This window comes from Acinetobacter sp. ANC_7588 (assembly GCF_056783995.1).
The window spans coordinates 181,058-194,111 of sequence record NZ_JBWYIU010000002.1 but is presented as its reverse complement, the minus strand read 5'-3'; the positions used below and the strand labels follow the sequence as shown (position 1 = coordinate 194,111).

Annotated in this window: 13 protein-coding genes; 8 read left to right on the top strand and 5 right to left on the bottom strand. The window is 37.6% G+C overall.

The genetic code is table 11. From position 1 onward, the window contains the following. Positions 1–10: 10 nt before the first annotated feature. On the bottom strand, positions 11–1,021 hold the full coding sequence (prmB, locus tag AC1M9J_RS03115) for a 50S ribosomal protein L3 N(5)-glutamine methyltransferase (RefSeq protein WP_092766327.1): 1,011 nt from the start codon (positions 1,019–1,021) through the stop codon (positions 11–13). Between the two features lie 371 nt (positions 1,022–1,392). On the opposite strand from prmB, the gene AC1M9J_RS03110 reads away from it, so the two are divergent. The 6 genes from AC1M9J_RS03110 to AC1M9J_RS03085 all read left to right on the top strand — a co-directional run bounded on the left by AC1M9J_RS03110 (position 1,393) and on the right by AC1M9J_RS03085 (position 6,860). After that, positions 1,393–1,602, top strand: coding sequence for a cold-shock protein (locus tag AC1M9J_RS03110; protein WP_035263597.1), 210 nt, complete (start codon positions 1,393–1,395; stop codon positions 1,600–1,602). A gap of 123 nt (positions 1,603–1,725) precedes the next feature. Further along, entirely contained in the window at positions 1,726–2,031 is a 306-nt protein-coding gene (locus AC1M9J_RS03105) for a hypothetical protein (protein WP_481594617.1), read from the top strand. 143 nt (positions 2,032–2,174) lie between these two features. Next, a complete protein-coding gene (locus AC1M9J_RS03100) occupies positions 2,175–3,548 on the top strand; it encodes an ABC1 kinase family protein (protein ID WP_481951845.1) in 1,374 nt (457 codons plus the stop codon). A 227-nt stretch (positions 3,549–3,775) separates the two neighbouring features. Continuing rightward, positions 3,776–5,071, top strand: a complete 1,296-nt coding sequence (locus AC1M9J_RS03095) for an acyl-CoA dehydrogenase family protein (protein WP_481951844.1) — start codon at positions 3,776–3,778, stop codon at positions 5,069–5,071. A 30-nt stretch (positions 5,072–5,101) separates the two neighbouring features. Continuing rightward, a complete protein-coding gene (locus AC1M9J_RS03090; RefSeq protein WP_035263603.1) occupies positions 5,102–6,301 on the top strand; it encodes an acyl-CoA dehydrogenase family protein in 1,200 nt (399 codons plus the stop codon). Between the two features lie 73 nt (positions 6,302–6,374). Next, the gene (locus AC1M9J_RS03085; protein WP_481951843.1) at positions 6,375–6,860 is read left to right on the top strand and encodes a GNAT family N-acetyltransferase; all 486 of its coding nucleotides are present in this window, start codon (positions 6,375–6,377) and stop codon (positions 6,858–6,860) included. A 37-nt stretch (positions 6,861–6,897) separates the two neighbouring features. Here the strand turns inward: AC1M9J_RS03085 and AC1M9J_RS03080 are convergent, their stop codons facing one another. Further along, entirely contained in the window at positions 6,898–8,109 is a 1,212-nt protein-coding gene (locus AC1M9J_RS03080) for an alkane 1-monooxygenase (protein WP_481951842.1), read from the bottom strand. A 188-nt stretch (positions 8,110–8,297) separates the two neighbouring features. Between AC1M9J_RS03080 and AC1M9J_RS03075 the strand changes: the two genes are divergently transcribed. Further along, positions 8,298–9,230 (top strand): AraC family transcriptional regulator, encoded by a 933-nt coding sequence (locus AC1M9J_RS03075; protein WP_481951841.1) that lies wholly within the window; start codon positions 8,298–8,300, stop codon positions 9,228–9,230. Positions 9,231–9,305: 75 nt separating this feature from the next. Here the strand turns inward: AC1M9J_RS03075 and AC1M9J_RS03070 are convergent, their stop codons facing one another. From AC1M9J_RS03070 to AC1M9J_RS03060, 3 genes are all read right to left on the bottom strand, one after another. Beyond that, positions 9,306–11,171, bottom strand: coding sequence for a SurA N-terminal domain-containing protein (locus AC1M9J_RS03070; RefSeq protein ID WP_481951840.1), 1,866 nt, complete (start codon positions 11,169–11,171; stop codon positions 9,306–9,308). Positions 11,172–11,299: 128 nt separating this feature from the next. After that, entirely contained in the window at positions 11,300–11,572 is a 273-nt protein-coding gene (locus AC1M9J_RS03065) for an HU family DNA-binding protein (protein WP_035263613.1), read from the bottom strand. 168 nt (positions 11,573–11,740) lie between these two features. After that, positions 11,741–12,169, bottom strand: coding sequence for a phasin family protein (locus AC1M9J_RS03060; RefSeq protein ID WP_481595662.1), 429 nt, complete (start codon positions 12,167–12,169; stop codon positions 11,741–11,743). A gap of 233 nt (positions 12,170–12,402) precedes the next feature. Between AC1M9J_RS03060 and AC1M9J_RS03055 the strand changes: the two genes are divergently transcribed. Next, on the top strand, positions 12,403–13,053 hold the full coding sequence (locus tag AC1M9J_RS03055; protein ID WP_481595333.1) for a hypothetical protein: 651 nt from the start codon (positions 12,403–12,405) through the stop codon (positions 13,051–13,053). The last annotated feature ends 1 nt before the right edge of the window (position 13,054 follow it).

Genomic DNA, 13,054 nt, shown 5'->3' with positions numbered 1-13,054 from the left:
AACAACTCCTTTAAACTTGAACAGATTGAATGAATAAATCACGATATTGACGGCATTGTGCTGCAGTCAGTGCAAAAATACCTGATCCACCACGTTGGAATTGCAACCAGTAGAAATCAACAGTATTAAAGTTTTGCTTCATCGCCCATTCTGAGTTGCCCACTTCAATGACGATTAAACCATCTTCAGTTAAATAGTCTGCGGCTTGAGCCAGCATTTTACGCACAAGATCCAAACCATCTTGACCCGCTGCCAATGCCAATTCTGGCTCGTGATGAAACTCATCTGGTAAATCTGCCATATCTTCAGCATCGACATACGGCGGATTAGAAATAATTAAATCGTATTGATTTTCAGCAGGTATTTTAGCGAAAAGATCAGATTCCAATAAAGCGACTTGATACTGTTTATTGTGATGCTCACAGTTGATTTGAGCAACCTCAAGGGCTTCTTTTGAAATATCAGTAGCATCAACTTCAGAATCAGGGAATGCATATGCCAAAGCAATCGCGATACAACCAGAGCCAGTACACATATCCAAAATACGCTGTGGAGTTTTAGGATTTGGATTCACTGGCAAATTATTGACCGCTTCACCCATTTCGCCATTTTCAGTCAAACAATAAGGTGCAAAACGATTTTCAATCAGCTCAACGATTGGTGAGCGTGGAATCAGTACACGCTCATCGACATAAAATGGTTTACCAAAGAAATAAGCAAGATTTAATAAATATGAAGTAGGAACACGGTCATTGATACGACGTTCGAGTAAGCTCAAGAATTCCGCAACTTCGCTTGGCAGCAATTTTGAGTCTAAAATCTCAGCATCGGCATTCCAGTCTAGTGACAAAGTTTGTAAAACTAAAGCAGAACTTTCAGCAAAATAATCTTCAGTACCTTGACCTAAGTGTGCATCGTATTGACGTAATGCTGTAACTCCAAAACGAATAAAATCTCGAATAGTTGTTAAGTTTTCAGCGGCTTCCTGTAGATGTTCAGGGCTAATAGTCGGTCGATCCACTTAAGGCGTCTCCAAGGTCAATTTTTTAAAAACGGTCTATGATACCTTGTTTTATCCTATTAATAAAAAGTTCTATCCGTGTTATTCGGCAAATTTGTATTGAAAATTTGAATAGTTAGAATTATCCATTGAATAAGGTCTACTCATTCAGGTTTTAAAATAGCGAGAAAGTTGATTAAAACTAACGATATTGAAAATAATCGTGTATACTCGAAGCCAACTAGAAAATTTATGTTGTTTCATTAAATCTTTTATTTCGCAGTGTTAGTCATAATCCTACGTTTGGTTTCAGATTTTAAGTTTCATTTTTTTTCCAAGTTACATCATTGAGTTCAAACTCATAACATTAAAGTTTTATTAGGATTCCTATTATGTCTAATACTGTTAAAGGTACAGTTAAATGGTTCAACGAAACTAAAGGTTTCGGTTTCATCCAACAAGAAAACGGTCCTGACGTTTTTGCTCACTTTAGCGAAATCAAGGGTTCAGGCTTTAAAACTTTGGCTGAAGGCCAACAAGTTGAATTCAGCGTAACTCAAGGTCCTAAAGGTCCTAACGCTGTTGACATCGTAGCAGTTTAATTAACTGTTAAAAAAAGCGGGCTTTGCCCGCTTTTTTTTGTCTCTCGAAAAGCTCACCAGAGTTGAAAAAGAAAATTTAGACTCAAACTAATAAAAGTTAAAGTGAATTTCAAAAGTTAAAGTATGAGTTATAAACACAATAATTTAATGGCAATGCGTCAAAATTACTGGAGTGATGATTCTTCCCCTCGTGTCACAACAGAAAAACAATTTCTTAAGCAATTTTTGATGGATCATCAAATTTTTGAAAATCCAAGTTTGGATGATGTCAAATATTTTTTCTTCAGCTTACCTAGCGTCATTATTATCAAAGCATATGCCCTTGGATTTATTCATGAAACTGTTGTCAACTTAATGAAGTTATTCATCTCTGAGTATCGCGTGTCTCTGTCTACTCGAGCTCAACTCCCAGTTAAATATCGACTTTAAAAAGCTTAGGCTATTTAAGTTTGAATAAATTGACCATTTATACACCTGATATTGAAATACTTGAACTATTTTAATACGTTCATAACATGTAATATTCAATACAATGATTTCTCTGCGCGATTCGCTTAAAGGACCTAAACTTCATGTCAGATCAGAATGAAAAGCTTAAACAATTAAAAACTTCTTCAATGGATCGCCGTCTTTCGATTGCGAAAGCTTCTCTACTGGCTGGCACACGCTGGGCTGCTTCAAGTGCGAGTTCTATTTTTTCAAGCGAAGAAGAAAAAGAAAAAAAACGTAAACAAGCGATGAAAGAACAAGCTGACTATCTTGTTGCTGAAATCGGTAAATTAAAAGGCTCTATCGTCAAAATTGGTCAAATGATGGCGTTATATGGTGAGCATTTTCTACCTGAAGAGATCACGCAAGCTTTAAACACTTTAAATAATCAGACCGTTGCCCTCGCGTGGCCTGCCATCCATGACCAACTGCGCAACCAACTTGGCTCTAAACTCGATGATCTCACCATTGATCATGAGCCTTTAGGCACCGCATCATTAGCACAGGTTCACCGTGCAACACGTAAGTCTGATGGTCTTGAATTGGTGCTCAAAGTTCAATATCCAGGTGTAGCAAGCGCAATTGACTCAGATATGAGCTTGTTTAAGAACATGCTCAAACTTACACGCATGGTTCCTCAAACTCGTGAATTTGATCAATGGTTTGATGAGGTTCGCGAAATGATGCACCGTGAAGTAAATTACAAAATTGAAGCTGAAACAACACGTCGCTTTAGAGCGCGTTTAAAAGATGATCCGCGTTATGTTGTTCCACAAATTATTGATCAATATTGTACAGATCAAGTGCTTTGTATGACTTTTGAGCGTGGTGTTCCGATTAATAGCCCAGTCATGCTTTCACTCCCTCAGGAGCGTCGCAACAAATTAGGTGAAGCATCGCTTGAAATTGCCGTTCGTGAAGTGTTTGAATGGGGCGAGATGCAGACTGATCCTAACTTTGGTAACTACCTAGTACGCTTAGGTGACGGCGCGCAAATTGAAGATAAAATCATTCTTTTAGACTTCGGTGCGATCCGTCAATTTGATGATCAACTCCTCAAGGTAGCTCGTAATTTAATTACCGCGGGCTATCATCATGATGCTCAAGCCATGGTCAATGCTATGACAGGTTATGAGTTTTTCGATGCAATGCCATTAAGCATTAAACCTGACATGGCAAAAGTGTTCCTTCTAGCTACTGAAGCTTTTAGTACTTATAGCAATAATCCAGACCTACCAACAGGCATTATGGATGAACAGCAGCGCTATGATTGGAAACAAAGCCAACTGCATAGCCGTGTGATGCAACGAGCATCCAAGTCGATGGCATCGCGCTATTTTTCAGTTCCACCGAAAGAATTTATGTTCATCAGTCGTAAGTTCATTGGTGCATATACATTCATGACTGTGATCGAAGCAAAAACAAATGTGCGCAAAATGATCCAATCATATGTTTAAGGAACAAAGACCATAGTGATCTATCGTGTCACTATGGTCAATTTATTAAATAAAAAATTTAATTACTAAAAAGAATATATCTTAAATTTCATTAGAATACCTATTCAATTACCATTTATCTGTTTGGTCAAAAAAGTCTTTTAAGCTAGTCATTTTCGACATAGTCATTTCACTAAACACATGTCACGATCTTGTTGTATAAAAAAACCATCAGGGAATTTACAACAATGAATGATATCGCAAACAAAGCGCAAGGTTTAGGCTTAGCCTTGATCACTAAGCTCGCAGGCAGTGATTTAATCGATCAATTAAAACTAAGAAAAATTATCGAACGCTCGCTTTATCAAGGTTCTAAGGCTGGATTTAAAACCTTGGGCTCTACACAGAAAATTTTTAAACAAAAATCCAATACTCCGACTCAACGTCTATCCAATCAGCAAAAAGGGTTATTTGATCTCAGCCTTTCTGAAGAACAACAGATGACTGTTGATGCGATGCAACAATTTGCTCATGAAGTTCTCTACCCCCTAGCACATACAGCCGACCACCAAGCTATTTTTCCAGAAAACTTATGGGCTCAATTTAAAGATTTAGGTGTCAATTATTATGCATTGCCTGAACAATACGGCGGCGTTGCTTCAGAAAAGAATGTGGTTACAAATGTGCTGATCGCAGAGCAACTTGCACAAGGTGACTTCTCATTAACAGCTACATTACTCTCCACGTTCTCAGTCATTAATGCAATTACACAGTGGGGTTCAGCAGAGATTCAAAATAAGTATTTGTCGGCATTTAGCGAACAAGATGATCTATTTGCAACTTTTGCTGTTCAGGAAAATACACCTGCTTTCAACCCTTTCCAATTAAAAACAAAAGCGACACACCAAGGCGATCATTTTGTCATTAATGGTGAAAAAACTATCGTTATTCTAGGTGAGCAGGCAGATCTTTTATTGGTTTCCGCAGATTTAGATGGAACAGCTCAGGTTTTCATTGTTGAGCGAAATGAAACGATTTCATATAAAGCAAATCCAGCAATGGGGCTTAAAGCAACCCAATCTGTGAGCCTAAAATTTAACAACACACCAGCATTTAAACTAAATGAGCAAGATTTTGATTATTCAGCGTTCATTGATCTGGGCAATTTAATGTGGTGTGCAATGGCAGTGGGTACATGCCAAGCGGTTAAACAATATTGCATTCAGTATGCCAATGAACGCACCGCATTTGGTGAACCAATATCCCACCGTCAAAGTGTTGCATTTATGATCGCGGATATGGCTATTGAAATTGATGCTATGAAAATGTTGGTTTTGAATGCTGCAAGCCGCGCAGAATCAGGTTTAAGTTTCCATCGTGAAGCATACTTAGCACGAATTTTGTGTGCAGAAAAATCAATGAAAATTGGCACTGATGGCGTACAACTCTTAGGTGGACATGGCTTTACCAAAGAACATCCAGTTGAACGTTGGTATCGGGATTTGCGTGCTACTGCCATTATGCATTCTGGTTTACATGCTTAATCAAATAATAAAAATTTAAGGACAAAGATGATGAATTTAGAAAATCCGAAAAAATTTAAAATGCTTGTTGATCAAGCTCATCAGACAGCGTTAAACGTGCTTCGCCCTATTTCACGCAAATATGATAAAGCTGAACATGCTTATCCCAAAGAACTCGACATGTTAGCATCCCTATTGGATGGTATGAATGAAGGTGGCGATGGCATGAATGCTGGCGCTGCCGTCAATAAACGTGGAGATACTACTCAAGGCAACAAAAATGGCGTGAACATGTCTACTGCTTTGGGTGTAATTGAGATGTGTTATGGCGATACTGGTTTATTACTTACCATGCCTCGCCAAGGATTAGGTAACTCTGCAATTGCTGCTGTAGCCAATGAAGAGCAACTTGAACGCTTCAAAGGAACTTGGGCTGCGATGGCAATTACCGAGCCAGGCTGTGGATCTGATTCTGCAGCAATACGCACCACAGCGACTAAAGATGGTGATGATTATATTTTAAATGGCGAGAAAATTTTCGTCACTTCTGGTGAACGAGCTGATTCAGTCGTGGTTTGGGCAACACTCGATAAAAAACTTGGGCGTGCAGCAATCAAATCATTTGTTGTTCCTAAAGGCACGCCTGGCATGACCGTTGAACGTCTTGAACATAAACTCGGAATTAAAGCTTCAGATACTGCTGTCATTCGCTTTATCGATTGTCGTGTCCCTGCTGCAAATTTATTAGGCAATGCTGAAATCGATGTTGCAAAAGGTTTCGCTGGCGTCATGGAAACTTTTGATAATACACGCCCTCTTGTGGCCGCAATGGCAGTTGGGTGCTCTAAAGCGTCTTTAGAGCGTATCAAGGAAATTTTTAAAGACCAACTAGATGCTGAATATGCCACCCCCTACCTTCAATCCTCAAATATTGCAGCTCAGATTTATCGTATGGAAGCAGAATGGGAAGCTGCTCGTTTATTAACCCTAAAAGCTGCATGGATGGCTGACAATAAAAAGCCTAACTCGCGTGAAGCTTCAATTGCAAAAGCGAAAGCTGGACGAATTTGTAATGAAATTACATTGAAGTGTGTCGAACTTGCTGCAAGTGTAGGCTATACCGAAGATGAGTTGTTGGAAAAATGGGCGCGTGACTCCAAAATACTAGATATCTTCGAGGGTACACAACAAATTCAACAGCTTATTGTTGCGCGCCGTGAACTTGGAAAATCATCAAGCGAATTGAAATAAATCACGTTGAATTAAACTCAACTCCGATGAAACTTAGATATACTCTGTGAAGATTTACTAAGTTTCATCGATTATGTACTTTATTCGAACTATTCAACCCCAAGATAATCCCCATATTGCAAAAATCATTCGTGAAGTCTCAGTGGAGTTTGCTCTCGCTGCTGAATCAGGCTTCGCAGTAGCAGATCCAATTCTAGATCAACTCTATGACGTTTATACAAAACCTCACTCCATATATTGGGTTATTAGCAATGACCAACACGAGGTCTTTGGTGGTGGGGGCATTGCACCTTTGCTGGGCCACGAAAACACCCTAGAGATACAAAAAATGTATTTTAAGCCCTCAATACGAGGTATGGGTTTTGCAAAACAAATTCTAGAAAAATGTATCCAATTTGCACGAGATCAGGGTTACACGCAAATTTATCTCGAAACCACAGCATCTCTCTGGCAGGCTGTAAAGTTATATGAAAAATTAGGTTTTCAACATCTACAACACCCATTAGGAAATACTGGACATAGTGATGCATGCGAAATACGCATGTTAAAAGTATTATAAAAAAACCGACCCATGGTCGGTTTTTTATTTTTGAGTGTTAGCCCAATAATTTATCAATAACACCAAATTTTTTAAAAATTTTTGCTCGTCGTTTTGGAAGAATATTGGCTTTATTTAAATCGCCACCATAATGGTCAAATACGCGCTTATCCATAATTTTAAACCATAACTTAGGTATTAAAACTGGGATCAACATCGTCGCATATCCACTTGGCAACACTGGCGCTTCTTCAAAGTTTCTCAATGCTTGGAATGGTCGTGTCGGATAAGCATGATGATCCGAATGGCGCTGCAACTGGTATAAGAATAGATTGGTTGTGATGTTATTATTATTCCAACTATGTTCAGGCATAGTGCGCGAGTAACTTCCATCCTCCTTCTTTTCTCGCAATAAGCCATAGTGCTCAAGATAGTTGACCATTTCGAATAAAGTCACACCATAAAGTGACTGAATGGCTAAGAATGGTAAAATTTTCTTACCATACAGTTTTAGCATCGTTGCGTGAAAAGTTGCACTAATGGCTGCGCCGTGAAATAGCTCATTTTTCAGTGAAAAGAACGACTCACCCTTACGATTTAATCGATGTTTTTCAATCTGTATTGCTGACTTCAAGCCACCGCTAATGGTTCTTGGAAGAAACTCATAAAAGGTCTCACCCATCTTAGAGGTCGCTGGATCTTCTGGAGTAGCTGCGCGCTTATGATGCCCATATGGGTGCTCAATACGGAAATGATTGTATCCAAGTGGTGCTAGTGTCACGTGTGACCAATAATGATCTGCACGCTTCGGTCGATGGCATAGTTCATGGGCAGTATTCACACCAATACCGTTGATCAATCCCATTGTACAACCAATCAATAACTGATCCAACAATGGAGTTTCTTTACGTGAAACAACATATCCGGCAAAAAAATTAGCTGCATACTGTAAAGGAACAAACATTTTTACTATACGATCATAGTAAGGATCACTGACCAATTTTTTGATCTGCTCATCACTCGGATTATTCTCATCAGTACCGACCAAAGCATCAATGGTGGGAATAATTACGTGTAATAATAAAGGTCCACCTAATGCAAACAATTTTTTAGTTGCTTTAGGTCCGTATTGATATCCAGCCAAAAAGCCCATCCCTAATACAGGTAGTGCTGGACTAAGCAACCATAAGTAACGCTTCTTATCCAGTTGTAAGCCTTGCGCTATCGGGTTCTGACTCAATAACTCTTCAACTTTTACCTTTGCATTCACTTGCAATTATCCTTTTCTATTTCTTATTTTTATCTTTGGTCATTTCGAATTTCAAATACAGTCGTAATCGTCCAAAAAAGCTATTGAGTCGTATTTCCGCGATGATTTTGAAGCTAAAATACATTATAGAAATCTTTACACATGTTAAGATTCAGCAATTGTATGCGTATAGGGAATATACGAAAAACATGGATGCCCTCAGTCAAGTTTTTGAAGATATTCACCTCAAAAATACGGAATATCTCTACCTTCAAGCACAAGGTAAATGGGCTTTTGATTTAAGTCATCAAACAGCCATGATTACCTATATTTTATTATACGGTGAAGCCTTTTTTAAATTTCAAAATGGCGAACAGCTACACTTAAAAGCTGGAGATATGGCAATTATTCCTTCTGGAATGTCACATCAAGCCTATAGCCATCAAGAACAAAGATTAGTCAACATTACTCAAATAGATCATTTATTTAAAGGTTTAAGAGATGATGAAATTATCCTCGGTGACGAAGATGATAAATCTGAGAAATCTCTCATCTTCAGTATACGATCTAACATGGACAGTATTATGGGTGGACCATTGATTCAAGCCTTACCCACTTATATCCATTTAAACAATGCACTGAATGCTAGAGAGCCGGAGTGGTTAAGGATCGGGCTTTATTTCGTGGCTGATGAAACCAAGATGAACCGACCTGGTCGCCATAAGATTATGGATCACGTGGTGAGTATTATGTTAATCGAATGCGTGAGAGATTACATTTCCACGCTTACAGATCAGAATAACTGGTTAAATGCACTGACTCACCCAGAACTGAGCCCTGCATTTTCAGCGATTCACAGCCAACCAGAACGAAACTGGACTGTAGAATCATTGGCAGAAACTTGCTTTATGTCGCGTTCAAAATTCGCTCATTTATTTCAAAATATGGTGAATGAAACACCATTAGCATACTTACAGAAACACCGTTTAAGATTAGCCAGTCAACTTTTACGCTTGAGCCAGCTTTCAATTCAACAAATCGCGCATAAAGTTGGTTATTCATCAGAGACTGCATTTAGTCAAGCCTTCAAAAAACATTATCTATGCAGTCCAAGCCAATATCGTAATACTTATTTGAATTAATCGAATTAAATAAATCATAGCAAAATAAAAAAAGCACCGAAGTGCTTTTTTTATGAAGATAGAATTACTGGTGAGTTACTTGATTTTTGCAACTGACTTTAAATACTCAGTGTAATCTTTAAGTAATTGTGTACCACGATAGTTTTGATAAAGCTGTGCAAGCTGCTGTTTTTCTTCAACCGAAATCGAATCCATAGATGGTTTTTTTACCTCAGCCACACCGATAATTACCATTTCATTTGGTAATTGAGCTGTAGTCACAGACCACATTCCTGCTTTAGGTGCAGGCACACTAAATGCAGCACGTTCAATTTCTCGTTTAAGACCTTGAGAACGAGTAAAAACACCAGCATTTACGAAAGATTGCTGATGCTTAGTTAAAACCTGCTGTGAAGGTAGTGTTTTAAAATCCTTTAACATTGCAGCAACTTTTGCTTGAGCAGCTTCATATGCCTTTTGATTCAACAGCTTTTCTTTAACCTTCGCTTTGGCTACTGATAAAGGTTGAACACCAGCTTCACGGTATTCACGAACTTTCAACCAAACTGTATCACCATTCGCCAATTGTATATTGCTGGTCGCATTACGATCACCATTTTTTACATCTTGACTAAAGATCTTAGCTTTTACAGCAGGATCCGCTAGGACTGTATTTTGAGTGGCAAGAGTTACATTATTCGCAGTAACCAATTTAGCCGATTTTAATTCCTGAGGGACTACATCTAAAGCATCGCTACTTACAACGAGCTCATTCAAACCATTTACTAGATCAGAATAAGCATTGGCATTTTTAGATTTTAATAAATCAGCTTCAAGACGTGCTTTTTCAGACTCAAAACTAGCAACATTCACTTGAGCAGCTTTAGTTTGAATAATATGTACACCAAAATCGGTTTTTACTGGCTTAGAAATCGTACCTTTTGAAGCTTGAACTGCATTATCAAAAGCATCACCGAATACACCGGCTTCATAACCATCAACTCGACCCGCATTATCTTTGGAACTAGAATCTTCAGAATACTGTTGAGCAGCCTCTGCAAAAGATAATCCTGATTGAATTTTTGCATAAACATCATTGGCTATTTTTTCAGCCTCAAGCGCAGTACGATTATCTGTTGTAATCAAAATATGTTGGACTTCAACTTTGGCATTTTTATTTTGTTGAGTTACATATTGATCATAAGCTTGTTTTAATTCTGCATCTGTAACAGTTGTTGTGGCATTTGCTACCATAGCAGGCGTTACCAATACATAATCAAGATCAACTGAGGCAGGTTGCTTAAACAGCACTTTATGTTTTTCATAATAAGCAGCGACTTCAGCATCAGTTATTTTTAAAGACGTTTTGTAATCATCCAATTTTACAGATGACATAAATAACGTACGTTGCTCACCTTGTAGATTTGCGATTTGCTGAATATCACTTTGGCTTACCAAAGAATTATCACGAATGCTTGAAACTAACATTTGAAGCGCATGATCTTGTCTTAAATTTTGGATTAGACCCTGGCTCGTCATATTAATTGATCGAAGATAGTTTTCATAAGCTTGTTGTGAAAATTTACCATCAACCTGCAGACTTGGCTGTTGAGCAATCATTTGTTCAATCTGAGCATCACTTAAACTGATGCCTAACTTTTCAGCCTGCTGAACCAATAAAGCACGATCAATTAAACTATCTAGAGCCATTTGTTCAATATACGATTGATTCAGAAGTGATTCATCACCTTGAACCATTTGTAAGAATTGATCTTTATAATTCTTCGTTTGAACTTCTAGCTCTTTATTAGAAATTTCTAAATCATTAACGGTTTTAGCAATCCCATCTTTGTTTCCACCACCGAAATAGCCTTCAATACCGACCAATGCCAATGGTGTCAAAAATAATACTAGAAGGACTTTGCCGAGCCACCCTTTAATGAGTTTACGAAACGATTCCATAGGTATTCCAATATTTTATTTCAAAGCGATTCTAACTGATATTCCAAACCGAATATATCAGATGAAGCCATAAATTTTCTTTTTAATAAAAAACGCGCCAAGTCGGCGCGTTTTGGACTTAATAAGAATTAAGCTACAGAATCTTTTAAACCTTTACCAGCTTTAAAGCTAGGAACTTTGCTTGCTTTAATTTGTAATTCTTCGCCAGTTTTCGGGTTACGACCAGTGCGTGCAGCACGATCTTTAACGCTGAAAGTACCAAATCCTACTAAAGTAACAGAGTCACCTTTTTTCAGCGCTTCGCCAATAGAAGCAATAGTCGCGTCCAATGCCTTACCAGCATCAGTCTTAGACAATCCCCCTTTCTCTGCAATTGCATCAATCAATTCTGATTTATTCATGAAGATTACGTCCTCTTATATCGTTTGTTTAAAATCCAAGGCTTGTATTTTAAAAGGCCATGACGACTTTATAGCAATGCTTTGGGGGGAAACGCAATACTGCTCGACCTGTTTTGATCAAAATAAGCGACAAAAAATACCAAAATTACAGTTTTATCTCTAAATCCATCATTTTTTTTCGAGTTTAGCTCGTAAAGCTTGATTTTCAGCAATGAGCACATCTAATTTCTGGTTAATATCTAAAATCATATTCTCAAGATGTTGTACATCTTTAGTTGAGACGAGCCCAATACGATTAAGCGAAGTACTCACCCCATGATCTAAAAGTTTTTCGACCTTATCTTTTTTATCCGTAACAGACTCTTTAGTTTTTTCCGCAACTTTGTTTACTGTTTGATCTGTAAATTCAACCGTTTTTGATTCAAGCTCTTCACCAACTTTGACTAAAGAGTCAAACATTTTATTACCTTCTTCCTCTGCGCGAGAAAAAGCACCTAAACCAGCAAGCCAAATTTGTTTAGTATATTTACGAAAATCAAGTGTGGACTTGCGTTGATGCTTTGTTTTACGTGAGTTTGCAGGTTGTGAGTTGTCCATTAATTCCTGTTCTTTATTGTTATTTACATCTTGATCCACCGTTACACTCCTGTATATTTTAGCCTCTAAACTGACTATTCGTGCATAAAATACATTGATAATATCAAATATCGCTATTGAACCTTGTTCAAAACTGTTCTACAAAGCAATGATAAATGATGTAATCTTAGACTTAATTTAAGTTTGTGTTAATAGAACTTTTTAGATTTATTAAATTTGAATAGGATTTATTTATGAGTGAATCGCAACAACAACAAGGTCATACCCGTTTGTTGCTTAACATTGTTATGTTAGTTTTAGAGACATTCTATTCTTTCGTCTTAAAACATGACCGTGTTGTTCGCCTTCAAGCAAAAAAATTTGTAGAACAACAAATTACAATTAAAATGAATAGCTATATCCCCTATTTTGACTTTTATATCCAATTTACGGATAAAGGCATCTTATTTGACCTTCAAGCGCCAGAAAAAGAACCTGACCTCAAGGTAAGTAGTACTTTAGTCGATATCATTCAAATTTTCGGGTTTGCAAACCGCAGAAGTTTGAAAAAAATGCGTATTGAAGGTGATCAAAACCTTAAAGACGAATTCAGAGATTTAGCATTACATCTCTCAACACCGAAATTACTTTCAGATTGGAAAAACTGGTTAACAACAGCTTCTGAAGACCAAGACACAAAGGCTTCGAGAAAACGCATTGCACCATTACTTGAAAAAATTGACTTACAAAGATCTAAAATCAATACACTTCAAGTAGAGGTAAAACAATATAAAAATCGTATTCGTCGCATGCAAACCAACCAAAAACGCACCAATATTGCGTTCGGGATAGTTTCGGTTCTATTCGTGGCTTTAATCGTGTATAATTTATTGAATATTTATTAAA

Excerpts from the sequence above, each read along its gene's own strand:
- AC1M9J_RS03095 (WP_481951844.1), top strand. The coding sequence starts at position 3,776 with ATGAATGATATCGCAAACAAAGCGCAAGGTTTAGGCTTAGCCTTGATC.
- AC1M9J_RS03105 (WP_481594617.1), top strand. The coding sequence starts at position 1,726 with ATGAGTTATAAACACAATAATTTAATGGCAATGCGTCAAAATTACTGG.
- AC1M9J_RS03075 (WP_481951841.1), top strand. The coding sequence starts at position 8,298 with ATGGATGCCCTCAGTCAAGTTTTTGAAGATATTCACCTCAAAAATACG.
- AC1M9J_RS03065 (WP_035263613.1), bottom strand. The coding sequence starts at position 11,572 with ATGAATAAATCAGAATTGATTGATGCAATTGCAGAGAAAGGGGGATTG.
- AC1M9J_RS03100 (WP_481951845.1), top strand. The coding sequence starts at position 2,175 with ATGTCAGATCAGAATGAAAAGCTTAAACAATTAAAAACTTCTTCAATG.
- AC1M9J_RS03110 (WP_035263597.1), top strand. The coding sequence starts at position 1,393 with ATGTCTAATACTGTTAAAGGTACAGTTAAATGGTTCAACGAAACTAAA.
- AC1M9J_RS03090 (WP_035263603.1), top strand. The coding sequence starts at position 5,102 with ATGAATTTAGAAAATCCGAAAAAATTTAAAATGCTTGTTGATCAAGCT.
- AC1M9J_RS03055 (WP_481595333.1), top strand. The coding sequence starts at position 12,403 with ATGAGTGAATCGCAACAACAACAAGGTCATACCCGTTTGTTGCTTAAC.
- AC1M9J_RS03085 (WP_481951843.1), top strand. The coding sequence starts at position 6,375 with ATGTACTTTATTCGAACTATTCAACCCCAAGATAATCCCCATATTGCA.
- AC1M9J_RS03060 (WP_481595662.1), bottom strand. The coding sequence starts at position 12,169 with ATGGACAACTCACAACCTGCAAACTCACGTAAAACAAAGCATCAACGC.
- AC1M9J_RS03070 (WP_481951840.1), bottom strand. The coding sequence starts at position 11,171 with ATGGAATCGTTTCGTAAACTCATTAAAGGGTGGCTCGGCAAAGTCCTT.